This window comes from Streptomyces sp. NC-S4, from assembly GCF_054353315.1.
In genome coordinates this window covers 5,755,013-5,777,800 of the sequence record NZ_CM135937.1, presented here as the reverse complement: position 1 = coordinate 5,777,800, position 22,788 = coordinate 5,755,013, and the positions used below count along the sequence as shown (strand labels likewise).

The following is a 22,788-nucleotide window of genomic DNA, read 5'->3' as shown; positions in this document are numbered from 1 at the left end:
GATCCGAATCAGGGAAGGGTATGGGGGTTTCCCGTCAGTCCCATCGTCCCTCCGTGTCGGGCCGGTCCCTCAAGGGCGCTCCTCCGTCGCGTCGCTTCGCGATGGCCTACGGCCACCCTTGACCGACCGTCCCGCCCCGGAGAAACGAAAGACTGCCGGGAAACCCCCAGCACATCCCTGATGCCGCCCGAGAGGATCCCGCCCTCGAAGCCCCCGTCGCACCTGCCCGATACCGCCCCGGCCGCTCCCGCTCCCCGAAGCCCCCGCCACCGCCCCCGCCACCGCCCCCAACCGGGTGAGGGCCGGCGACCGGCCGGATTCGCTGGGGGATTTGTCATACCGGGCGTGGCAGCATCGGCCGCCTCGGAGGTGATCCCATGTCACATCGGCTGTCACGTCGGCTGTCGTACCGGCCGCTTCGTGCCGTCTGCATCGCCGCAGCGCTCGTCCTCGCCGGGCCGGTCCCGGGGGCCGGGGCCGAGCCCGGGCTTCCCGAAGGGGAGTCCGTCGGGGTGCTGCTCACCCGCCTGCAGGGCCTGTACCAGAAGGCCGAGGAGGCCGCCGAGGCCTACAACGCTACCGACGTGGCCCTCCGCGCCGGCCAGGCAGAGGAGCGGCTGCGCGCCTCCGAGCTCGGCAGGGCCCGTACCGCGCTCGACTCCGAGCGGGCCCTCGCCGGGCGGCTCGCCCGGGAGCAGTACCAGGGCGGCCTGGGGCTGTCCCCGTACGCGCGGATGCTGCTCGCCGGGAACCCGCAGGCGGCCCTGGACCAGCATCGGCTCGCCGCCCGCGAGGGTGCCCGGCGGGCGGGCCTGCTGGCCCGGCTCGCCCGGGGCGAGAAGAAGGCCGACGCGCTCGCCGTACGGGCCCGCGAGGCCCTGGACAACCGGCAGTCCCTGGCCGCGCAGCAGAAGCTGCACAAGGACGAGGTCGCGGCGCAGCTCAAGGAGGTCGAGCGGCTGCTGGCCTCCCTGACTCCGGATCAGCTGACCCGGCTCGGCGCGCAGGAGGCCGAGAACACCGCTGCCGCGCAGCGGGACCTGGTCGGTTCGGGCCGCCTGCCCACCCGTACGGGCACCCCCACGGCGGCCGGTGGGGCCGCCCTCAGGTACGCGGCGGCGCAGATCGGCAAGCCGTACGTCTGGGGCGCCGAGGGGCCGGGGTCCTTCGACTGTTCCGGGCTGACCTCGCAGGCCTGGGCGCACGCCGGGCGTGTCATCCCGCGGACGAGTCAGGAGCAGTGGGCGCAGCTGCCGAAGGTGCCGCTGGACCGGCTGCGCCCCGGGGACCTGGTGGTCTACTTCCCCAAGGCGACGCATGTGGGCCTGTACGTCGGCGACGGCAAGGTGATCCAGGCGCCGCGGCCGGGGGCGCGGGTGAAGGTCTCGCCGATCGCGGCGAATCCTCTGCTGGGGGCGGTCCGGCCGGACCCGGACGGTGCCCCGCTCGCGGAGTTCACCCCGCCCGAGCTGCCGGAGGCGGCGACGGGCGGGGTGGGGGACGACGCCGGCTACTCCGCGGAGGAGGCCCCGGAGGCCGACGCGGACGCCGACGCGGAAGCGACTTCCGCCAGGTAGTCGGCGGTGTCCTCGGGGTCGTAGAAGTACGAGTCGAAGTCGGCCGGGTTGTCGAAGCCGTTGGCGAATCGATTCGCCACCGGCTGGAGCTGCCCGGCCGCGCCGATCAGGTTCAGTACGTGCTCCGGCGGGACGCCCAGCATCGCGTTCGTCCACTGGGTCACCGGCTTGCCCGTGGTGAACCAGTACTTGTCGAAGGTGGCCTTCATCCAGGCCTCGTCGAACGGCTTGTCCCCGTGCATCAGGATCGACGACAGGTACGAGGCCGCGCACTTCGCGGCGGAGTTCGAGCCCTGCCCGGTGATCGGGTCGTTCGCGACGACCACGTCCGCGACGCCCAGCACCAGGCCGCCGCCGGGGAGGCGTCCGATCGGGTTGCGGACGACCGGCGCGTAACGCCCGGCGAGCGTGGCGCCCGCGTCCGTCAGCTCCGTCTTCGTCGCCCGGGAGTACTCCCACGGCACGAACTTCTGCATCAGCTCCAGTGTGAGCGCCAGGTGCTCCGCCGGGTCCTTGACGCCGTTGAAGACGTCCAGCGGACCGCCGGGGAGGCCCTCCCAGAACAGGATGTCCGCCCGGCCCGAGGTGGTCAGGGTGGGCATGACGAACAGCTCGCCGACGCCCGGGACCAGGTTGCAGCGGACCGCTTCCGTCTCCGGGTGCTCCGGGCGCGGGCCCAGGCCGTGCACGTAGGCGACGGCGAGCGAGCGCTGCGGGGCGTCGTACGGGGAACGCGCCGCGTCCCGCCCGAACATCGAGACGAGTTCGCCCTTGCCGGCGGCCACCAGCACCAGGTCGTACGTACGGGAGAAGAAGTCGAGGTCGGCCACCGAGGCGCCGTGGATGACGAGCTGCCCGCCGCGCTGGACGAAGGTGTCGAGCCAGCCGGCCATCTTCACCCGCTGGTCGACGGACTGCGCGTAGCCCTTGAGCCTGCCGAGCCAGTCGATGGCGCGGCCGGCGTCGGGGGTGGCGACGGAGACGCCGAGGCCCTCGATCTTCGGGGCCTGCTGCTCCCAGAAGTTGATCCGGAGATCGCGCTCGTGCTGCAGGGCCGTGTCGAACATGCACTGCGTGGACATCACCCGCCCGGTGCGGATCTCGTCCGCCGTCCGGTTGGACATGAGGGTGACCTCGTACCCCTTCGACTGGAGTCCGAGGGCGAGCTGGAGACCGGACTGGCCGGCTCCGACGACAAGTATCCTGCGCATCTCTCACGCTCTCCGTTCGGGGGTGCTCTATTCGGGGGTGGTGTCGAGGGCGTGGCCCACCAGGGCGAGCAGTGATTCGACCACGGTGTCGCGGCGCCGCGCGTCCATGATCACGACGGGTACGTGGGGCGGGACGCTGAGCGCCTCGCGCACGTCGTCGGGCTCGTACGACTGCGAGCCGTCGAAGTGGTTGACGGCGACGGCGTACGGGAGGCCGCAGGTCTCGAAGTAGTCGAGGGCCGGGAAGCAGTCGCGCAGCCGGCGGGTGTCGGCGAGGACGAGACCGCCGATGGCGCCGCGCACCAGGTCGTCCCACATGAACCAGAACCGCTCCTGTCCGGGGGTCCCGTACACGTAGAGGACGAGGTCGTCGTCGAGCGTGACGCGGCCGAAGTCCATGGCGACTGTGGTGGTGTTCTTGTCGGGAGTGCCGGACAGGTCGTCGGTCGGGGCGCTCGCCTGGGTCATCACCGCCTCGGTACGCAGCGGGGTGATCTCGGAGACGGAGGAGACGAAGGTGGTCTTGCCGACGCCGAAACCGCCCGCGACCAGCACCTTGACGGCGACGGGCGCGCGGGAGCGGTCGTACTGCCAGGGCTGGGCCGGCTCGTCGTCCGACTGCGGCAGGGACACCGGATCGTCAGAGACGGCGAAGACCACTGAGCACCCTTTCCAGCAGCGCGCGGTCGGGACGGCCGCTGCCGTGGCCCGTTCCGTAGACGCGGATCCGTCCCTGGTCGGCGAGGTCGCTGACGAGGACCCGGACCACGCCGAGCGGGAGCTTGAGCAGCGCGGCTATCTCGGCGATCGTCCGCATGCGGCGGCAGACCTCGACGATGGCGGGCATCTCGGGCATGCGGTCGGGCTTCTGCGGATCTGAGACCTTGGTGTCGAGGGTGGCGACGAACGTCTCGACGTGCAGGACCTGCGTGAAGCGGGTGCGGCCGCCCGTGAGGGAGTACGGGCGGACGCGGGCGGGGCGGCGGTCGGCGCCGCGTATCGGCAGCCGGTCGGAGGCCGTACTCCTCACGGGGTGTTCTCCATCGACTGGCGCAGCTCACTGCGGACTTCGGGGGTCAGGACGTGGCCGGCACGGCCGACGAACAGGGCCATGTGGTAGGCGACGACGCTCATGTCGCAGTCCGGGGTGGCGTGCACGCCCAGCAGTGAGCCGTCGCTGATGGCCATGACGAAGACGGAGCCGTGCTCCATCGCCACCATGGTCTGCTTGACCGAGCCGGTCTCCATGAGGGCCGCGGCGCCGGTGGTGAGGCTGCCGAGGCCGGAGACGATGGTGGCGAGGTCGGCGGACGCACCGCGCGGGCCCTTGGGCCTGGGCAGATCGGCCGCTTCGGCCGCGCCCGCTCCCGGGTCGGAGGACAGGAGCAGCAGCCCGTCCGAGGAGACGACGGCGACGGAGTTGACGCCGGGCACCTCCTCGACCAGGTCGGTCAGCAGCCACTGCAGGTTGCGGGCCTGGGTGCTCAGTCCGTACGTACTGGGCGCGGTCATGTGCGTGCCTCCTGTGCGGTGTCCCCCCGGTCGGTCTTGCTCTGGCCCTGGCGCTGCGCCGGTCCCTGGTCGAGGGGCTGGTCGAGCGTCTGGTCGGGGGCGTGGTCGGGCCCCTGGTCCTGGGCCAGTTCGGCGGCGACGACGCGCCGTCCGTCCTGGGCTCCCTGGTAGAAGCCTCCGAGCCGGCGCCGCAACTCCTCGGCGTCGACGCGGCGTGGCGGCTCGGCCGGTCCGTCGGGCCGGGCCGTGCGCTTGGCGGGGACGGTACGCGGGGTCCGCTTGGGCAGGCCCTTGTCGGTGACGGCGGCTTCGCCTTCGGCCCGGTCGGCCGGGTGGCTGCCCTGGCGGGGGAGCCAGTTGCCCTCGGCCGGGGCGTGGGTGTGCGGCTCGGGCTCCGGCTGCGGCTCCGTCTCCGGCTGCGGTTCGGTTCCCGGTACGTCGGCCACGGGCGCGGCGGTGTGCGCCGCGGCCGGGATCTCCTCGGCGGGGTCCGCCGCGCCGGAGGCGGCCGGCTCGGCGTCGGGGACGACCCGCGCGAGCAGCTGTTCCTCGGGGGCGGGCCCGTCCCCTGCCCGGGTCTCGTCCCCTGCCGGTGCCTCGGCCACGAACACCTGGTCGGCGGGGACCGGCTCCGGCCGCGCCGGGGTCTCGGCGACGGCGGCGGGGCCGGCGAGCGCCTCGGCCAGGGTGATCGGAACCGCCGCGACGGCGGGCTCGGGGGCCGGCTCCGGCTCGACGGCGACCGGGGCGACCGGGGCGACCGGCTCCTCGGCGACGGGCTCGGCAGCGGCCACGGCCTCGGTTTCGGCCTCGACCTCGGCTTCAGCAGCCGCTTCCGTGACCGCATCCGCATCCGCATCCGCGGCGATGTCCGCGTCCGCGTCCGGAGCGGCATGCACCCCGCGCGGCCGCTTCGGCAGTGTGTTCTCGTTCGCCTCCGCCACCACTCCCGGCAGGCGCAGCGCGGGCGCGCCCGGCATGGCCAGGGTGTGCACCGGGGAGACCGCCGGGGTGGTGGGCAGCAGCGCCACCGGGATGACCACCAGGGCCTCGGTCCCGCCGTGCTTGGGGGTGCGCAGCTCGGCGGTGACCCCGTGGCGGGCCGCGAGCCGTCCGGCCACGTACAGGCCCAGGCCGAGGCCGTGTTCCGCCTCGGGTTCCTCGTCGTAGGCATCGGGGGTGGACAGCCGGGCGTTCAGTGCTTCCAGGCGGTCCTCGGTGACGCCGATGCCCTCGTCCACGACGGACAGCACCACGTCGCCGGCGCCCTGCAGCCAGCCGGACACCTTCACCTTGACGTCCGGCGGGGAGAACGTGGTCGCGTTCTCCAGCAGCTCGGCCAGTACGTGCGAGATGTCGTCGGCGGCGTGTCCCGCGATCTGGGTGTAGGAGGGCAGCGCGGCGAGGTCGACGCGCTCGTAGCGCTCGATCTCGCTGACGGCGGCCCGCATCACGTCGACCAGCGGCACCGGCAGGCCCTGCCCGTGTCCGTGTTCCTGTCCGGCGAGGACCAGCAGGTTCTCGTTGTGGCGGCGCATCACGGTCGCCAGGTGGTCCAGCTTGAAGAGGGTCGCCAGGCGGTCGGGGTCCTGTTCCTTGGACTCCAGCTCCTCGATGACCGCGAGCTGGCGCTCCACCAGGCCCAGGGTCCGCAGCGACAGCGACACGGAGGTCGTCGACATGACGCGCCGGTGCTCCTCCAGCCCCGCCCGCAGGTTCGTCAGTTCCTCCTCCAGCACGTCCCGGCCGGCGGCCAGCGCCTCGCTGCGGCCGATGATCCGGCGCCGGTCGGCGTCGAGCCCGGCGATCCGGGTGTGCAGGGAGACGGTCTGGTCGCGCACCGCGTTCAGGTGGCGCACGACCTCGGCGAACTCGTCGTTGCGGCCCGTGAACCGCACCGGTTCCACCGAGCCCTCCGGCGTGGCCAGCCGCTCCGCGCCGCGGCGCAGGACCGACAGCGGCCGGGTCAGCGACCGCGCCACGGCGGTCGAGACGCCGACGACGAGCAGGAACAGCACGCCCATGAACGCGATCACGAGTTCGAGCCGGGTCACGTCGTCGTCGCGCAGCGTGGCCAGGGCGGTGGCCCGTTCGCTCGCGAGGGTGGCCTCCACCGTGCGCATGCGGTCGATGCGGGCGGTCAGCGCGGTGCCGACGGTGGCGCCGTCGGTCTTGCGGTCGGCGGGCGTCAGGGTGGGCCGGTCGGTGAGCCGCTTGAGGAAGTCGTCGGCCGCCTTGACCTCGGGTCCGGTGACGGTGGCGGCCAGGGTCTGGCGCACGTCGGGCCGCGCGGCCCGCGCGAAGTCGTCGAGGGCGGCCTGTTCCCGTACGCGCGCCCGCTGGGCGGCGGTGGTGAGTTCGTCGACCACGGCCGAGTTCGGGGGCTGCTCGCCGCGGGGGACGGCCAGCGCGGCGAGCAGCAGTCCGCGGGTGGCCGAGGCCTGTTCCACGGCCTGGCCCAGCGGGGCCAGCGGGCGGGTGGTGGTGAGGGCCGCCTCGGCGCGCGGCGGGGTCAGCTCGGCGAGCCGGTCGTTCGGGGCGAGGAGTTCGGCGATGACCCCGCCGTAGGCCTGGTGGACGGCGAGGGCGCTGCCCTTGCCGTCGACGGCCTCGGCGCGGACGGTCCGTACGCGGGCGAGGGCCTGGGCGGTCGCCTCGTCGGCCTCGGCCTGGACCTCGGCGAGCTGCCGGTCGGTCCCGGCGATGCGTTCCTGGACGGGACCCTTGGCCGTGCCGGGCCGGCCCTTGGCGGCGTACTCGACGACCGCGTCACGCTCGTCACCGAGGAGGTGCGTGAGGGTGAGGGTCTGCCGGGTCCGGTCCGCGAGGGTGACCAGGTGCTGGGAGTCGTTCAGTTCCCTCGACGCGGAGACGACGGCGGGCGCGCCTGCCGCGAGGACGGTGAGGCCGGCGACGGCCACGCCGATGACCAGCCTGCGGCGCACGCGGACGCGGCGTCCTGCGGGGGCCGGGCCGTCGGCGGCGGTGCCGTTCTTCCGAGACCGCTTCTTCTGCACCGGTGCTCGCAATCCTGTACGTGTGCTCTTGCTCGTCTACTCGTGTGGCCGAGGTAACGGCCGGTCAACAAGTAAACGCCCCCTGCCCCCTCGTACCGCCTCAGACCTTTGCAGCGTGCTGGGGAGAGAGCCGCACATCACCCAACCGGCCACCCGAACGAGTGAACATCAAGGATGAGTTGCCGACCAACTCGGGCACCCCGTGCCGGAGCGCCCCGGTGGACAGGTGGTTGAAAGATCGATACGGGCTTTGGCAGGATGCCCGCCCACAAGACCGCTCCGGCGCCCCGGCCCTCGCGACCCGCCCTCGGCGGCGGGCGTGCGGGGCCGCCCGCGCGCACCCGATTTGGTACGGACCTTCCCCCGCCCAGCGCCCCCCGCGCGGCAGAATGCGGGTATGCGCATCGACCTCGCCTCGGCCCCCGGCCACCAGGAACACCCCAATGAGGACTGGGTGTCGGCCGCGATCCCTTCCTCGGGCGGTGGCGTCCTGGTGGTTCTGGACGGGGTCACGCCGCCGCGCGGCGACGACGGATGCGTGCACGGGGTGCCCTGGTTCGCCGCCCGCCTCGGCGGCCGATTGACCGAACTGTCCGGATCGCGGCGGGACATGCCGCTCGATCAGGTTCTGGCCGAGTCCGTCCGCGCCACGGCCGAAGCCCACCGGGACACCTGTGACCTTTCTCACGTGCGCACCCCGCAGGCGACGGTGGTCGTGGTCCGCTGGGACGCGGAGTACGTGGAACACCTCGTCCTCTCGGACTCCGTACTGCTCCTCGAGGCACCCGGCGGCGAGGTGACCGCCGTGCTCGACGACCGGCTGGACCGGATCCCGCCGGAGGTGCTGCGCTCGGTGGCCGCGACGGACGCCCTGCGCAACGCGGAGGGCGGCTTCTTCACGGCGGCCGCGGACCCGGCGGTGGCGGCCCGGGCGGTGACGGGGCGTAACCCCCGCGGGCGGGTGCGCGCGGTGGCCGCGCTCACGGACGGGGCGAGCCGGTGGACCGACACCTTCGGGCAGGGCGACTGGGCCGACTGCCTTGCGGTGCTGCGGAAGGAGGGTGCGCAGGGCCTGATCGGCCGGGTGCGTGCCATCGAGTCCGACCCGGCCCGCCCGTCGGCCCGGTACAAGCGGCACGACGACGCGTCGGCGGTCTACGCGGAACTCTGAGCGGCCCCGCCTCCGGACGGCCGGGGCTCCCGGGTGGCCCCGGCGGGCGCCCTACTCCCCGCCCGCGTTCAACTGGTTCAGCAGCCGGGCCAGTTCCGCCACTTCGCCGCGGTCCCAGTCGGCGAGCTTGCGCATGTACTGCTCGCGGCGCGCTCCGCGGACCCGCAGGAACCGCTCCCGGCCCTCCTCCGTGAGGCCGACCAGGGAGGCCCGGCCGTCGGCGGGGTCCGGCTCGCGGGCCACCAGGCCGAGCACCTCCAGGGCCCGCAGCTGCCGGCTCATGGTGGCCTTGCCGACCCCGAAGTAGGCGGCGAGCTCGGTGGCCCGCTGGCGGCCGGCCGCTTCCAGGCGTACGAGGAGCCCGTACGCGGCCGGCTCCAGCTCGGGGTGGAGCTCGCGGGCCATCTCGCCCGAGGAGGCGCGGGCCCGCCGGAGGAAGACGGACAGCTCCCGCTCCAGGGCAAGGAACTCCTGGTCTTCGCTCCCGTGCACGTCCCGCTCCTTCGATGATGTGTGGCACCCACGTGGATGCGGGGCCAGTATTTCGCAGCGGGCGTGGCGACGGCCCGGTACCCCGCCGGAGCGGGACACCGGGCCGTGTGCAGGGTCAGGCCGCCGCGACGACCGCGGCCTCCGCCCGGGCCAGGGCGAGCTCCAGGACCTGGCGCACGTCCGTCACCGGGTGCACCTCCAGCTTCTCCAGCACCTCGGCCGGGACGTCGTCCAGGTCGGCCTCGTTGCGCTTGGGGATGATCACGGTGGTCAGTCCGGCCCGGTGCGCGGCGAGCAGCTTCTGCTTCACCCCGCCGATGGGCAGGACGCGCCCGGTCAGCGAGACCTCACCGGTCATGGCCACGTCCGTGCGCACCTGCCGCCCGGAGAGCAGCGAGGCGAGCGCGGTGGTCATGGTGATGCCCGCGCTCGGACCGTCCTTGGGCACGGCGCCCGCCGGGAAGTGGATGTGCACGCCCCGGTCCTTCAGGTCGGCGACCGGGAGCTCCAGTTCCGCGCCGTGGGAGCGCAGGAAGCTGAGGGCGATCTGCGCCGATTCCTTCATGACGTCGCCGAGCTGGCCGGTGAGGGTCAGGCCGGCCGCGCCCGTCTCGGGGTCGGCCAGCGAGGCCTCCACGAACAGCACGTCGCCGCCCGCGCCGGTCACCGCGAGGCCGGTGGCCACGCCGGGGACGGCGGTGCGCCGTTCGGCCGGGTCCTGGGCGGACTCCGGTACGTGGTGCGGGCGCCCGATCAGGGCCCGCAGGTCGTCGGCGCCGATGCTCAGGGGCAGCTCGCGCTCCCCCAGTTCGTGCTGCGAGGCGACCTTGCGCAGCAGGCGGGCGAGGGACCGCTCCAGGGTGCGTACGCCCGCCTCGCGGGTGTACTCCCCGGCCAGCTTGCGCAGGGCGTCCTCCGCGAGGACCACCTCGTCGGGGCCGAGCCCGGCGCGCTCCAGCTGGCGCGGGAGCAGGTGGTCGCGGGCGATGACGACCTTCTCGTCCTCGGTGTACCCGTCGAGCCGGACGAGCTCCATCCGGTCGGCCAGGGCCTCGGGGATGGCCTCCAGGACGTTGGCGGTGGCCAGGAAGACGACGTCGCTGAGGTCCAGTTCCACCTCCAGGTAGTGGTCGCGGAAGGTGTGGTTCTGCGCCGGGTCCAGGACTTCCAGCAGGGCGGCCGCCGGGTCGCCGCGGAAGTCGGAGCCCACCTTGTCGATCTCGTCGAGGAGGACCACCGGGTTCATCGACCCGGCTTCCTTGATCGCCCGGACGATGCGGCCGGGCAGGGCGCCGACGTAGGTCCGGCGGTGGCCGCGGATCTCGGCCTCGTCGCGGACGCCGCCGAGGGCGACGCGGACGAACTTGCGGCCCATGGCGTGGGCCACGCTTTCGCCGAGCGAGGTCTTTCCGACGCCGGGAGGGCCTACGAGGGCCAGCACGGCGCCGCCGCGCCGGCCGCCGATGACGCCCATGCCGCGCTCGCCGCGCCGCTTGCGGACGGCGAGGTACTCGGTGATGCGGTCCTTCACGTCGCCGAGGCCCGCGTGCTCGGCGTCGAGCACGGCCCTGGCCCCCCGGATGTCGTACTCGTCCTCGGTGCGCTCGTTCCAGGGCAGTTCCAGCACGGTGTCCAGCCAGGTGCGGATCCAGGATCCCTCCGGGCTCTGGTCGCTGGACCGCTCCAGCTTCTCGACCTCCTTGAGGGCGGCCTCCCGGACCTTCTCGGGGAGGTCGGCGGCCTCGACGCGGGCGCGGTAGTCGTCGGACTCCTCGCCGTCCTTCTCGCCGTTCAGCTCGCGCAGTTCCTTGCGTACGGCTTCCAGCTGCCGGCGCAGCAGGAACTCGCGCTGCTGCTTGTCGACGCCGTCCTGGACGTCCTTGGCGATGGACTCGGCCACGTCCTGCTCGGCGAGGTGGTCGCTGAGTGCCTTGACGGCGAGCCTGAGGCGGGCGACCGGGTCGGCGGTCTCCAGCAGTTCGACCTTCTGCTCGACCGTCAGGAAGGGCGAGTACCCCGAGTTGTCCGCGAGCGCGGAGACGCCCTCGATCTGCTGGACCCGGTCCACGACCTGCCAGGCGCCGCGCTTCTTGAGCCAGCTGGTGGCGAGTGCCTTGTACTCCTTGACGAGCTCGGTGACCGCTCCGGGCAGCGGATCGGGCACCGTCTCGTCCACGGTCTCGCCCTCGACCCATAGCGCGGCCCCGGGGCCGGTGGTGCCGGCCCCGATGCGGACCCGGCCGAGGCCGCGGATGAGCGCCCCGGGGTCCCCGCCGGAGAGCCGGCCGACCTGTTCGACGGTGCCGAGCACACCGGTCCCGGCGTACGTCCCGTCGATGCGCGGCACGAGCAGGACCCGGGGTTTGCCGCTGCCGCTCTTCCCGGCGGCGGCCTGGGCCGCCTCCACGGCGGCGCGTACCTCGGCGTCGGACAGGTCCAGCGGTACGACCATTCCGGGCAGCACGACCTCGTCGTCGAGCGGCAGCACGGGCAGGGTGAGTGTGACGGACGTCGAAGCCATGATCTTCCCTCCGGCAGTGAAGTTGAGCTCTGCCGACTCAATGCATGTGCGCCTCCCGATGTTCCCGGGGCCCCGTTCGCCCGGGGCGAACGCCGGTCATCGGGGCAGCAGGGCCTCCAGGTGGAGCGCCGTGTCCCGGAGCCGGGGGTCGGTGATGGTGGCGGCGCAGTGCTCCACGAGTGCGTGGGCGTGGCCGAGGCGGCGGCCGGCCCAGCGGCGGGAGCCGGTCGATTCGGGGGCGCGTTGCGTCGGGGCGGAGCCGGATCGGCCGACCGTCAGGTGCTCCACCAGGAAGACCGCTCTGACCAGTGCGAACGCCTGATAGGCCGGGAGTACGTCGGAGGCTGCCACGGTGTCCGGGTGCCCCAGGGCCATGAGCTCGTCCAGATACACCCGGCACAGGGCCTCCCGCTCCGGCCAGCCGCTCTCCTTCAGGCTCAGTGCCGCGTGGTCCTCGATCAGTTGCACCACCTCGTAGAGCAGCGGGAAGCACCCGTGCGGTTCCAGGTCGAGGGCCACCACGTCACGGGCGTCGGTGATCAGCCAGTTCTCCGCGTGCGCGTCCCGGCCGGGTACCGACGCCAGGGGCCACCGGACGGCGGCCTCCCAGCGTTCCACCAGTCCGCGGGTGTCGGGGAGGGCGAGTTTCGTGGCCCGCTTCTCCAGTACGGCCGCCGCGGCGGCCTGCGCGCGGGCCGCGCCCCCGGGGCCGTCCGGAGCCGCGATCGTGCTCGACCACGCGTGGATACGGGCCAGATACCGCAGGGCGTTGGCCACCGGCTCGCGCGGTGACCGTCCCCGGCCTTCGTACGCGTCGGCGATGACGCCGGCCAGGCTGCGGCCCACGGCGCGGCGGGAGGCGAGGGCGGTGTCCGGGGGCAGTTCGCGGTTGTTGGCGAAGTCGGGCGGCAGGTCCACCAGGGCGAGTACCTCCGGCAGCCGCATCCAGCGGGGGGCGGCGGTGTCGCGCAGGTACTTCCCCAGGGAGCCGAGGTGGGCCTGTTCGGCCTCCGCTTCGGCGAGGTAGGTCGGCTTCAGCACCAGGGTGGTGGACAGGAGCCGGTGCGGGTCGTCGAGGACGAAGGTCTCCGAGCGCCCGCCGAGCACCGCCCGGCGAAAGGCCTGCGAGTGCACGGCCGTCCGCGCCGCCCGGGCGTAGAACAGCTCCTGGTCGCCGGCCCACACGGCGGCCCGGAGCCGATCCGTCTCGGCGTCCCCGGGCCCGGACCCGCCGGTCTCCGGCTGCTCCGGCTGCGTCGGCTGCGTCGGCTGCGGCGGCTGCTCCGGCTGCGGCGCCGGCGCTGTCACGGTGGACGACGCGCCGGCCATGGCCGCGAGCTGCAGCAGGGGCCACGGCCAGTCCGGGTCCAGCCCGAAGGCCTGCAGCGCCAGATCGACCGCCGTCACGAACTCCTGCGGCTCCCGGGTCGACCGCCACAGCCGCTGGTGGCCGGCGGCCGACACGCTGAGGTTCTCACGGGAGCGGTCCCCCGCCTCGCGAGCCCGTGCCTTGTGCGCCAGGGCGGTGCGCAGGTCATGGGTGCTTCCGGCGCGCGCCAGGCGGAGGTAGGCGTCGCCCAGCATGCCCTGGACGTTGCCGGCCGCGTCGCCGGCCGCGATGGTCTGCTCGAACCAGTGCACCGCCTCCTGGAGGCGGTCCGCGTCCTGGGTCAGCGTGTGCAGGCGCAGGCAGGTCTCGCCGAGGTAGCTGGTCACGCGCTCGCGGACGAGCGGCTGCTCCACGGGGGCGGCCGCCGTGAGGGGTTCGTCGTCAGCCGCGGCCGGTTCCTCGATGCACGCCAGCAGGACTTCCCGCGCCTCGTGCAGCAGCATGACGGCGGCCTCGGAATCGCCCGTCTCCGCGAGAAGGGCCTTGGCGTGGTGCAACGCGGCCCGGCCGAGACCGAACTCGACGTGCCGACGGCGGACGGCCGTCTCGCGGACGGCGTCGCCGAAGCAGGCGTAGGCCTGTGCGACCGGGTTGCCGAACGGGGCCGGTCCGGTGTCCCCGGCGGCCGCGCCGTCCGGGGTCCGCCCCAGCCGGTCCAGCCGGCCGTACAACGTCCCCATCCGGGCGGACAGCCAGGAACGGTTCCCGGCCGGGGCCGTGTCCCGCAGCGCGTGCAGGGTCGTCAGTGCGGTGCGCACGCGCGCGAGGTCGGCCGTGTCCGCCTGGGCGATGAGCAGCCCGGCGGCCTGGACGAGGGGCACGGCCGACAGCAGGTCGACCGGACCGGCGGCCAGGAGCGCGTCGAGCCGGGTCCGTACCTCCACCGGATCGGGGCCGGATCCGGTGCCGGGGTCCGCCGGTTCCTCGGACGGTGTCTCCGTCTCCGGCCACAGGGACCGGAGTTCGGTGGCGCGCCACAGCTCGGCGGTGAACCGTTCCCTGGACTCGACGAGCAGGCCCGGGCTGGCCGCGCAGAGCAGGCGGGCTTCCTGGACGAGTGCCAGCGCCGCCGCGAAGTCCTTGGCGCGGTACAGGTAGAGGGCGTAGTCGATCAGCGCCGAGGGGAACGCGGAGCCCTGGACCGGTGTGGTGTGGGAGGCACTCCAGCGCATGTCCTCGATCGCGGTGACGTAGTGCGGCCGGGCCTCGTCGACGCGTCTGAGCGCCTGGAGGGTTCGTGCGATGCCCGCCCGGGCGACACCGTGGTTGTGGCGCAGCATGACGAGCCGGAAGGCGTGTTCCTGGCCGGTGGCCCGGTCCTGTGCCTCCTGGAAGTTCCGCAGCGCTTCCTCGTAGGCCGCCAGCGTGGCCGTGCGGCGGTCGGCGGCCGTTTCCTCGTCGGATACGTCCGGGGCTCCCGGCTCGTCGTCGGGTGTCGCCGGGGCGGGGCCTTCGAACAGTGGCTCGTCCTCGGCGCTCACCACCGACTGGGCCTTGCGCAGGTGCAGTTCGCCGAGCGCGCACAGCCAGGTGAAGGAACCGGCGACGTGGGGTCCGGCCCGGGTGACGAGCCCGTCGGCCTCGATCCACAGGGTGGGGAGTTCCGCCGGGTCCTGGGCCAGTCGGTAGAGGACCTCCAGGTGGAAGGCGAAGTGCTCGGCCGTGGTGTCGCCGCGTTGCTCGGCGAGGCGCAGGTCGGTCCGCGCGCCGTGCAGCAGGTCGAGCGGGGAAGCGTCCTGGCGGGCGAGGACGAGGCGGGTGACGCCGCGCATGCCGCGCCAGATCCGGCCCGGATCCCCCTTGGCGAGGTGGACGTCGTTCGGTTCGACCGTGTCCCAGCAGCGCAGTGCCTCGGTGAGCATCGGGCGGACCGCGTCGCCGGAGCCCGTGCCCATCAGTTCCTTGGACCGCTGGTACAGGGAGCCCGCCAGGTACAGGTGGACGTGGCACCAGGTCGCCCGCCACCGGAGGTCGCCAAGATGCGGCCGGAGCCGGGAGGGTCCGAGTGCCATCACCCGGCGCAGGGCGAGGCAGACGATGACGGCGTTCTCGAAGTCGAGCTTGTTGTAGGTCGCCCTCCAGACCCCTTCGAGGACCGTGGCGCCGGCGTTCGGGTCCAGCAGTTTCGCGAAGACGCCTTCGCCGAAGCAGGCCATGACCCGGCCGAGCAGGTCCGGGGTGAGGTCGATGTTGAGGGCCGCGGCTTCGGCGTGCAGCAGGGCCAAGGGGTCGTTCACCTGGTATCGCCTCTCAGCGCACGGGCTGGATGTCCTCGCGCACGCGTCGGTCGCCGATGAGGAAGGCGGACTGGGGCAGGATCTGGTGGGGTCCGGACCGGCCCCGCAGGATCTCCTGCCGGGTCGCGCCGATCACCTGGGAGTCGCCCGGGTCCCGGGACGAGGCGAGCAGGGCGGTGCGCAGTTCCTCGGCCTCGGGCCGGTCGCGCAGGAGGTCGTACACCTCGAGGAACCGGATCTGCCGGTACTGCTCGCCCGGCACCTTCCACGGTCCGTCGATCACCTTGCGGACCAGGCAGAAGCCCACCGCCTGCGACAGGTGTGTCAGGTCGGGGCGGCCGACCTCGCCGAGTTCCTCCGCGAGCTCGCGGCGCAGGCAGTCCGTCGAGGGCTCCCGGCCGGTGCCGCGCTGCAGCCACCGGGCGAGGCCCGGCACCATGACGGCCGGGAGGAAGCCCCGCAGGTCGTGCTGCATCACGGCGTTCGTGCGGGGTTCCGGCTCGAACCGCAGCTTCTTGACGCCGCCGCGCTCCGACGCGTGGTACTTCACGACTCCGCCGGGCGGTCCGAACGATCCCGGCCGGGTGGGGGAACCGAAGAGGACGTGGTGGTCCTCGTCCTGCACGCACAAGAGGACGGCCACCGAGACGCGGATGCGGCGGCGGGGCGTGAGCAGCAGGCGCAGCAGGGACAGATGACGCCGGTTCTGCACCAGCGTGCGGGCCGTCCAGCCGAGCAGTGCCACGGCAGCACCGACCACGATTTTCTCGATCATCGAACCCCCCGGAACACGAGCGAAGCCACCCTTCGCCGTCCCCGCGGCGGGTGCTCTCCGTGGTCCGAGAGGCTATGGCCCGGCCTTCTCCCTGAGCAGCGGAACGGCCGGTCCTTAGCCCGTTCGAGTGATGCCGGAACGCCCGGACGGTCAGGGCGCGGAGATGCGGATGTCGCCCGAAGTGGTCGCCACCGAGACGCGGGAGGGCGCGGAGGCGTCGTCGGGGAGGGTGACGTCGCGGTCGCCGGAGTCGGTGGAGACCTCGATGCGGTACGGGGCCTGCGGGATCTTCAGGGTGACGTCGCCCGAGCTGGTCCCGGCGAGCACCGATGACGGGGCCTTCGCGAAGTCCAGCCGGGCGTTGCCCGAGGACGAGCGGATCTCGGCGCTCGGGCCGGACAGGCCGGTGGCGGTGATCTCGCCCGAGGAGGTGCGGACCTTCAGCGGGCCGCCGATCCGGTCGGCCCTGACCGTCCCGGAGTCGGCCTTCACCTCGGCCCCGGCCACCCCCGTCACCGTGATGGCGCCGCTGGAGCTCTCCAGCTCGACCGTGGCAGCGGCCGGCACCTCCAGCCGGTAGTCGATGTAGCAGTTCCCGGAGCAGTTGTCGCTGAAGGTCAGTACGCCTGCGGTGACCTTCTGGCCGGTCGCCGGGACGGTGTCGCCGCGGTAGTGGACGGTGCGGTGGACCGTGACTCCGGGGCCGGTCCCGGGGGTGACGGCGATCGAGCCGGACCTGGCCCCCGTCACCTTCACCGCGCCGACCGCCTCGGTGACCGTGGCGTCGGCGGCCGCCGTTTTGTGGGCGTCGTCCGCGAAGGCGCCGACCCGGAAGGAGCAGCCGGCCAGGAGGAGGCCGGCGCCGAGGGCGGCGATCGCGGCGCGGGCCGTGCGGGCGGAGGCGGGGTGAGAGGTCATGGCCCGATTCTGGTGCGGGAGCGTGCCCCGGGCCGATGGGGCTCGTACCCGGACCCCGGGTGGGGCTAACCCCCGCCCGCCGTCCGCTACGGGCCGGTGGTCACGGGGTACTGCGCGGACTCTCCGGGACCGCCCGGCAGGCCCCACTCGCTCCAGGAGCCGTCGTACACCGCGATCTCCTCGTATCCGGCGAGGTCGGCGCCGAGGGCGAGTACGCAGGCGGTCACCCCGGAGCCGCAGCTGAGGTAGAGCCGTTCCCGATCCCCCGTCAGTGCCCGGAAGGCCGCGCGCAGTTCCCCGGCCGGCCGCATCAGACCGCCCGGGTCCTGGAGTTCGGCGAACGGCAGGTTGACCGCGCCGGGCATGTGGCCGCCGCGCAGGCCCGGGCGGGGTTCTGGGGCGGTGCCGGCGAAGCGTTCCCGGGTGCGGGCGTCGAGGACGGCCGCGGCCGGGTCGGCCAGGGCCCGCGCGACGGTGGCGGCGTCGACCAGCAGCCCGGCCCGGGGCCGTGCGGTGAAGGAGCCGCGCGGGCCGTCGTACACCGGGCCGGTGGCGGAGACCGGCAGGCCGGCGGCGGTCCAGGCGGGCAGTCCCCCGTCGAGTACGGCGGCCCGGTCGAAGCCCATGGCGCGCAGCATCCACCAGGCGCGGGCGCTGGAGTAGACCCCGGCACCGTCGTAGACGACGACGGTGTCCGTGTCCTCGACGCCGAGGTCGCGCATCGCCTCGGTGAACTCCGGGGCCCCGGGCATGGTGTGCGGGGCGGGCGCGCAGTGGTCGGACAGCGGGCCGTCGAGGTCGAAGGGGCGGGCGCCCGGGATCCGGTGGCCGGCGGCGCGGTGGGCGCCGACGGAGGCGTCGAAGAGGACCAGGCCGGGCGCGCCGAGCCGGTCGGCGAGCCAGTCGACCCCGACGAGCGGTCCGGGAAGGGGGCCCGGCAGGGGGCCGGGCCGCGTCGCGGACGGGGCGTGGTGGGGTGTGGTCATGCGGAACCTCCGGCTGTGGGACACGGGTCGCCCCATCCTCCAACGCGGCCGCCCGGACGGAGGCCGGGCCGCTACTTCGGGAGGTCGCCCGGACCGCAGCCGCCCGGCCGGGCGTAGACCGCCACCCGGGCGCCGCGCACCCCGGTCATCGAGCACAGGTCGAAGCGGGCGGCCAGCTCCTCCCGCTTGACCGCCTCCCGCGGGTAGGGGTCCAGCGGCTGGCCGGCCGGGTCCAGCAGCACGATCACCCGGGGCGAGGACAGCAGCGCCGCCCGGATCCGGTCCGGGGGCAGCTCGGTGCCCTGCAGGCTGTGCGAGGCCGCCGGGGTGCGGTCCAGGGCCACGTCGCGCAGCTGACCGTAGAGCTCGGGCGAGGACAGCAGCCACTCGCGCCTGCGCGAGGGCGTGAACAGCACCGCGTCCCCCGGCCGGGCCCGTTCCCGGACCGCCGCGGCCACCGCGAGCACGTCGTCCTTGCGGCTCTCTGGCGTACGCAGCCACACCGACCAGATGCCGAACGGCACCAGGAGCGCGCCCGCCAGCAGCCAGGGCCACCACCCGCGGGCCCGCGCGAGCCGGACCCCCGCCAGCAGGGCGAGTCCGGCCAGCGCGTAGATCACGTACCGGTCGACGTACCAGGGGTTGAACAGCGAGATCACCATCAGCACGCCGGGCGGCAGCAGGACGAGCGGGAGCGCCACCCGTACGAGGTCGGGCGGCGCGCCCCGCGCGAGCAGCAGGGCCGCGGCGGCCACCACCGCGTACGCCGCCCAGTCCTGCCAGCTCGGCCGCCCGAGCCAGCCGAGCTGCTGCTCGGCCTGCCGGGCACTGACCACGGCCAGCGGCAGCAGCAGGACCAGCAGGACGGCGGCGCTCCGGCGCCAGCCGTGCGAGCGCCACGCGGTGAAGGCGTGGGCGAGCAGGGCGAGCGCGGCGAACTCGTGCAGCCAGCAGCCGATCAGCAGCACCACCGTGTAGGCCGGCCACCGCTCGCGCAGCATCAGGTACGTCGCCCACACCACGGCGGCCGCGACCAGGGCGTACGAGCGCCCCTCCTGGGCGTACATCTGCACGGGGGGCAGTACGGCGTACACGCAGCCGGCGAGCAGAGCGGCCCGCTCCCCCGCGAGCCGGTGGGCGACGGCGGCCACGCCGGCGGCCGCGAGGGCGGTGGCGGCGACGGAGTGCAGCCGCAGCGCCCACAGGCCGCCCTCCCACACTCGGAACACCCCGTGCAGGAGCACGTAGTGCAGGCCGTGGACGGCGTCGACCCGGCCCAGCAGCTCCACGATCCCGCCGAGCGGCCTGTGGGCCACCTGCCAGGTGACGGACTCGTCGCGCCACATGCTGCCGCCCCGCTCCAGGCCCCACAGGCCGAGGAGCACGGCCAGCAGCGGCGGGAGCAGGCGCCATGGGGCGATCCGGCTGATGTCGGCCTCCGCGTGCGGTCGGGACGGGTGTCGCAACGGGTGTGCGGACTCCATACTCGGGGTTGGGCACGAGTCCCGGCGGAGGTGGGTGTGCGCACGTTACGAGCGGCCGCGGTGGCGGTGCTGAGCGCGGTGGTCCTGGCGGGCTGCGGGCCCTCGGGTCCCGGGGGCGGCGACGACGCGGCCCCGAAGCCCTCCACGGAGCCCGGTACGAGCGCCTCGGCGGACCCGAGCACGAGCACGGGCGCGACCACCGCCCCGAGCACGGGCGCGACGGCCGCCCCGACCGCGAGCCCCACGGCAGGCCGGGTCCCCGCACCGGGCGAGACCCTGGTCCGGGTCACCCGTAGCGGCGGTTTCGCCGGGCGGACCCACACCCTCCTCGTCAAGGGCGACGGCTCCTTCGTCCGGCTGGACGCCGAGGCGAAGCCGACGGGCACCGGCAAGCTGTCCGGGGCGGAGCTCGACCGGCTGCGCACCGCTCTCCGGGAGGCCGACTTCGCCCACCTGCCCCGGATCGCCACCGGCGGCCCCACGGTCTACGACGGGTACTTCTACGCCTTCGTGCACGACGGCCACGAGGTGGCCGGCGACCAGGAGTCCCTCCCGAAGGCCCTGACGCAGGTGCTGGAAGCGCTGCCCCCGTTCACGGGCGGCTAGGTCGTCTCTTTCGGATCTTGTCGGCCGAGCCCGCGGCGTCCGGTGCCGTGGCCGGCAAGGCGGAGGTGCGTACCGCGTACTGGACGTACTCGGGCGCCCCGACAACGCGGCCGGGTGCGGTGCCGGGCGTCGCGGGCCCGGCACGATCCGAAAGAGACGGCCTAGGCGGAGATGTCCCGCAGCAGCCGGTCCAGGAACGCGCGCAGCCGGGCCGGCATGTCCACGCTCGTGGGCGCCAGTACCCACTGGATCTGCAGGCCGTCCATGACGGCGAGGATCTCCCGGCCGGCGGCCTCGCAGTCGGTGTCCGGGCGCAGTTCGCCCCGTGCGGCGCCCGCCTCCAGCAGTTCGACGGTGTGGCCGAGCACCCGGGCGTAGCGCTGGGTGAAGTACGCGTGTGCCGGGTGGTCCGGGTTGCCGGACTCGCCGACGAGGGTGTTGAACATCCGGACGATGCCGGGCCGCCGTTCGTTGTCGGCGGCGAGCTCCACGAGGGTGGCGAAGTGGGCGGCGACCGACCCCGCGGGTTCGCCGAACAGGCGCTCCACGTCGTGCCGCTCGCTCCGGTCGAGGACCGAGAGCAGCAGGTCCTCCTTGCCGCGGAAGTGGTGCAGCAGTCCGCCCTGGGTGATCCCGCAGTCGGCGGCGATGCGGGCCAGTGAGGAGGCGTTGAAGCCCCACTGCGCGAAGTGTTCGACGGCGGTGTCGAGGATCTTCTGCCGCCGGGCGTCGCCCACCGCGTAGGTCCCCCGGGCCGCGCCCTTCGCGGCCCTGCGCTGCGTCCGCCCCGTGTCCTGTGCCATGCCGACACCCTAAGCCGCGGCTGTTTCCGGCCGTCCGGCGCGTGTGACCCAGCTCACCTCAGAGAAACCTAGTGGGTACTCGGTTTTCAGCTCTACCGTGACCGTGCCGATCCGCCCGGTCCCGTGCTCCAGGAGCCCGCCATGAACGCGACGCCCGATTACAAAGACGCAGCACTGCCCGTGGGCCGCCGCGTGGAGGACCTGCTCTCCCGGATGACCCTGGAGGAGAAGGCCGGCCAGCTCTTCCACTCGATGCTGATGATGAACGCGGACGGCACCCCGGTCACCGAGACCGACGGCTCGATGCTCCCCTTCACCACGCCCGAGCTGGTCGAGGACCGCTTCCTCACCCACTTCAACCTGCTCGGCACCCACGGGCCCCGCGAGATGGCCCGGTGGCAGAACGCCGTCCAGGAGATGGCCGCGGCCACCCGCCTCGGCATCCCGGTCACCCTCTCCACCGACCCGCGCCACGCCTTCACCGACAACATCGGCGCGTCCTTCGACGCCGGCGCCTTCTCCGCCTGGCCGGAAGCCCTGGGCCTGGCCGCCATCGGCGACCCCGAGCTCGTCCACCGCTTCGCCGACACCGTCCGGCGCGAGTACCTCGCCGTCGGCTTCCGCGTCGCCCTGCACCCGCAGATCGACCTGGCCAGCGAGCCCCGCTGGGCCCGCCAGTCCGGCACCTTCGGCTCCGACGCCCGGCTGACCGCCGAGCTCGTACGCGCCTACGTACTCGGCCTGCAGGGCCCGGCCCTCGGGCCCGGGTCGGTGTCCGCGATGGTCAAGCACTTCCCCGGCGGCGGCCCGCAGAAGGACGGCGAGGACCCGCACTTCGCGCACGGCAAGGAGCAGGTCTACCCGGGCGGCATGCGCGAGCACCACCTGGAACCGTTCAGGGCGGCGATCGCCGCCGGGTGCGCGCAGATGATGCCGTACTACGGCCAGCCGGTCGGCACGGACTGGGAGGAGGTCGGCTTCGGCTTCAACAGGGGCGTGGTCACCGGCCTGCTCCGCGAGGAGCTCGGCTTCGAGGGCATCGTCTGCACCGACTGGGGCCTGCTCAACGACGCGACGGTCTTCGGGCAGGTGCACCCGGCGCGCGCCTGGGGCCTGGAGCACCTGGGCGTGGCCGAGCGGGCGGCGCGCGGCCTGGAGGCCGGCTGCGACCAGTTCGGCGGCGAGCAGTGCCCCGAAGTGATCGTGGAGCTGGTCCGCTCGGGCCGCGTAGCGGAGTCCCGGATCGACGACTCGGTACGCCGCCTGCTGCGGGAGAAGTTCACGCTCGGCCTGTTCGAGGACCCGTACGTGGACCCGGACGCGGCGGCCGAGATCGTCGGCCGGTCCGACTTCACGGCCCTGGGGGCCGCGGCCCAGCGCCGCTCCCTCACGGTCCTGACCAACCCGGACGGCCTGCTCCCGCTCGCCACGGGGCCGAAGCTGTACGTGCGGAACGTGGACGCGGCCGTGGCCGCCGCGTACGGCGAGGTCGTCGACGACCCGGCCGACGCGGATCTCGCGGTGCTGCGGCTGCGGACCCCGTACGAGCCGCGGGAGAACATCTTCGAGTCCTACTTCCACTCGGGTTCGCTGGCCTTCCCCGAGCCCGAACTGGCTCGGATCCTGGCCCTCCTGGACCGGGTCCCGACCCTGGTCTGCATCAACCTGGAGCGGGCCGCCGTCATCCCGGAGATCGCCGAGCGCGCGGCGGCCCTGATCGCCGACTACGGGGCCTGCGACGCCGCCCTGCTGGACGTGGCCTTCGGCCGCGCCCGGCCCGAGGGCCGCCTCCCCTTCGAGCTCCCGCGCTCGATGAAGGCCGTCGAGACCTCCCGTCCCGATGTGCCGAACGACACGCTCGACCCCGTCTTCCCGCACGGCCACGGGCTGGACCTCTGACGGTCCCGGGCACCTCCGCAACACCCCCCGTGCACCCTCCGGGCGCCCTCCCGGGCACCCCGCGGAGGGCAGGAACGGCGAGGCACCTGACCGGTCTCGCCCGCCGGGTGCCGGTCCCATGGGGGGACCGGCACCCGGTATCACATATTCCGCTTACCGTGGTCCAGTACATATGCCATGTCCGAACCC

The 22,788-nt window shown here is 73.8% G+C and carries 17 protein-coding genes; 4 read left to right on the top strand and 13 right to left on the bottom strand.

Features of this window, described 5'->3' with window-relative positions; genetic code table 11:
• Nucleotides 1-377 precede the first annotated feature (377 nt).
• A complete protein-coding gene (locus tag ACXNSR_RS26185; protein ID WP_458637877.1) occupies nucleotides 378-1,577 on the top strand; it encodes a C40 family peptidase in 1,200 nt (399 codons plus the stop codon).
• Here ACXNSR_RS26185 and ACXNSR_RS26180 read toward each other — a convergent pair.
• Genes ACXNSR_RS26180 through ACXNSR_RS26160 form a run of 5 tightly spaced genes read right to left on the bottom strand, consistent with a single transcriptional unit; the run spans nucleotide 1,511 to nucleotide 7,317 of the window.
• A complete protein-coding gene (locus ACXNSR_RS26180; RefSeq protein WP_458637876.1) occupies nucleotides 1,511-2,788 on the bottom strand; it encodes a styrene monooxygenase/indole monooxygenase family protein in 1,278 nt (425 codons plus the stop codon). The two genes, ACXNSR_RS26185 and ACXNSR_RS26180, sit on opposite strands and share 67 nt — an antisense overlap.
• A 27-nt stretch (nucleotides 2,789-2,815) precedes the next feature.
• Nucleotides 2,816-3,448 carry a GTP-binding protein gene (locus ACXNSR_RS26175; protein WP_458637875.1) on the bottom strand — a complete coding sequence of 211 codons (633 nt, stop codon included), beginning with the start codon at nucleotides 3,446-3,448 and terminating at the stop codon, nucleotides 2,816-2,818.
• Entirely contained in the window at nucleotides 3,429-3,818 is a 390-nt protein-coding gene (locus ACXNSR_RS26170) for a DUF742 domain-containing protein (RefSeq protein WP_458637874.1), read from the bottom strand. The genes ACXNSR_RS26175 and ACXNSR_RS26170 overlap by 20 nt, the downstream gene beginning before the upstream one ends.
• Nucleotides 3,815-4,300, bottom strand: a complete 486-nt coding sequence (locus tag ACXNSR_RS26165; protein ID WP_458637873.1) for a roadblock/LC7 domain-containing protein — start codon at nucleotides 4,298-4,300, stop codon at nucleotides 3,815-3,817. The genes ACXNSR_RS26170 and ACXNSR_RS26165 overlap by 4 nt, the downstream gene beginning before the upstream one ends.
• The gene (locus ACXNSR_RS26160) at nucleotides 4,297-7,317 is read right to left on the bottom strand and encodes a sensor histidine kinase (RefSeq protein WP_458637872.1); all 3,021 of its coding nucleotides are present in this window, start codon (nucleotides 7,315-7,317) and stop codon (nucleotides 4,297-4,299) included. The genes ACXNSR_RS26165 and ACXNSR_RS26160 overlap by 4 nt, the downstream gene beginning before the upstream one ends.
• Before the next feature lie 397 nt (nucleotides 7,318-7,714).
• Between ACXNSR_RS26160 and ACXNSR_RS26155 the strand changes: the two genes are divergently transcribed.
• Nucleotides 7,715-8,488, top strand: coding sequence for a protein phosphatase 2C domain-containing protein (locus tag ACXNSR_RS26155; RefSeq protein WP_458637871.1), 774 nt, complete (start codon nucleotides 7,715-7,717; stop codon nucleotides 8,486-8,488).
• A 51-nt stretch (nucleotides 8,489-8,539) separates the two neighbouring features.
• On the opposite strand, the gene ACXNSR_RS26150 is transcribed toward ACXNSR_RS26155, so the two are convergent.
• The 7 genes from ACXNSR_RS26150 to ACXNSR_RS26120 all read right to left on the bottom strand — a co-directional run bounded on the left by ACXNSR_RS26150 (nucleotide 8,540) and on the right by ACXNSR_RS26120 (nucleotide 19,273).
• A complete protein-coding gene (locus ACXNSR_RS26150; protein ID WP_033218751.1) occupies nucleotides 8,540-8,980 on the bottom strand; it encodes a MarR family winged helix-turn-helix transcriptional regulator in 441 nt (146 codons plus the stop codon).
• 115 nt (nucleotides 8,981-9,095) lie between these two features.
• Nucleotides 9,096-11,501, bottom strand: a complete 2,406-nt coding sequence (gene lon, locus ACXNSR_RS26145) for an endopeptidase La (protein ID WP_458637870.1) — start codon at nucleotides 11,499-11,501, stop codon at nucleotides 9,096-9,098.
• Nucleotides 11,502-11,597: 96 nt separating this feature from the next.
• Nucleotides 11,598-15,128: a hypothetical protein gene (locus ACXNSR_RS26140; RefSeq protein ID WP_458637869.1), complete on the bottom strand. Its 3,531-nt coding sequence runs from the start codon at nucleotides 15,126-15,128 to the stop codon at nucleotides 11,598-11,600.
• A gap of 13 nt (nucleotides 15,129-15,141) precedes the next feature.
• The gene (locus tag ACXNSR_RS26135) at nucleotides 15,142-15,903 is read right to left on the bottom strand and encodes an SMODS-associated NUDIX domain-containing protein (RefSeq protein WP_458637868.1); all 762 of its coding nucleotides are present in this window, start codon (nucleotides 15,901-15,903) and stop codon (nucleotides 15,142-15,144) included.
• Between the two features lie 150 nt (nucleotides 15,904-16,053).
• A complete protein-coding gene (locus ACXNSR_RS26130; protein WP_458637867.1) occupies nucleotides 16,054-16,821 on the bottom strand; it encodes a DUF4097 family beta strand repeat-containing protein in 768 nt (255 codons plus the stop codon).
• A gap of 86 nt (nucleotides 16,822-16,907) precedes the next feature.
• A complete protein-coding gene (locus tag ACXNSR_RS26125; RefSeq protein WP_458637866.1) occupies nucleotides 16,908-17,807 on the bottom strand; it encodes a sulfurtransferase in 900 nt (299 codons plus the stop codon).
• A gap of 71 nt (nucleotides 17,808-17,878) precedes the next feature.
• Nucleotides 17,879-19,273: a glycosyltransferase family 39 protein gene (locus ACXNSR_RS26120; RefSeq protein WP_458637865.1), complete on the bottom strand. Its 1,395-nt coding sequence runs from the start codon at nucleotides 19,271-19,273 to the stop codon at nucleotides 17,879-17,881.
• Between the two features lie 54 nt (nucleotides 19,274-19,327).
• On the opposite strand from ACXNSR_RS26120, the gene ACXNSR_RS26115 reads away from it, so the two are divergent.
• On the top strand, nucleotides 19,328-19,897 hold the full coding sequence (locus tag ACXNSR_RS26115; protein WP_458637864.1) for a hypothetical protein: 570 nt from the start codon (nucleotides 19,328-19,330) through the stop codon (nucleotides 19,895-19,897).
• A 161-nt stretch (nucleotides 19,898-20,058) separates the two neighbouring features.
• Here the strand turns inward: ACXNSR_RS26115 and ACXNSR_RS26110 are convergent, their stop codons facing one another.
• Nucleotides 20,059-20,700: a TetR/AcrR family transcriptional regulator gene (locus ACXNSR_RS26110; RefSeq protein ID WP_458637863.1), complete on the bottom strand. Its 642-nt coding sequence runs from the start codon at nucleotides 20,698-20,700 to the stop codon at nucleotides 20,059-20,061.
• Nucleotides 20,701-20,841: 141 nt separating this feature from the next.
• Between ACXNSR_RS26110 and ACXNSR_RS26105 the strand changes: the two genes are divergently transcribed.
• On the top strand, nucleotides 20,842-22,599 hold the full coding sequence (locus tag ACXNSR_RS26105; RefSeq protein ID WP_458637862.1) for a glycoside hydrolase family 3 protein: 1,758 nt from the start codon (nucleotides 20,842-20,844) through the stop codon (nucleotides 22,597-22,599).
• Nucleotides 22,600-22,788: the final 189 nt, after the last annotated feature.

Coding starts and splice junctions, on each gene's coding strand:
- ACXNSR_RS26185 (WP_458637877.1), top strand. CDS start 378: ATGTCACATCGGCTGTCACGTCGGCTGTCGTACCGGCCGCTTCGTGCC.
- ACXNSR_RS26180 (WP_458637876.1), bottom strand. CDS start 2,788: ATGCGCAGGATACTTGTCGTCGGAGCCGGCCAGTCCGGTCTCCAGCTC.
- ACXNSR_RS26165 (WP_458637873.1), bottom strand. CDS start 4,300: ATGACCGCGCCCAGTACGTACGGACTGAGCACCCAGGCCCGCAACCTG.
- ACXNSR_RS26155 (WP_458637871.1), top strand. CDS start 7,715: ATGCGCATCGACCTCGCCTCGGCCCCCGGCCACCAGGAACACCCCAAT.
- lon (WP_458637870.1), bottom strand. CDS start 11,501: ATGGCTTCGACGTCCGTCACACTCACCCTGCCCGTGCTGCCGCTCGAC.
- ACXNSR_RS26135 (WP_458637868.1), bottom strand. CDS start 15,903: ATGATCGAGAAAATCGTGGTCGGTGCTGCCGTGGCACTGCTCGGCTGG.
- ACXNSR_RS26130 (WP_458637867.1), bottom strand. CDS start 16,821: ATGACCTCTCACCCCGCCTCCGCCCGCACGGCCCGCGCCGCGATCGCC.
- ACXNSR_RS26125 (WP_458637866.1), bottom strand. CDS start 17,807: ATGACCACACCCCACCACGCCCCGTCCGCGACGCGGCCCGGCCCCCTG.
- ACXNSR_RS26110 (WP_458637863.1), bottom strand. CDS start 20,700: ATGGCACAGGACACGGGGCGGACGCAGCGCAGGGCCGCGAAGGGCGCG.
- ACXNSR_RS26105 (WP_458637862.1), top strand. CDS start 20,842: ATGAACGCGACGCCCGATTACAAAGACGCAGCACTGCCCGTGGGCCGC.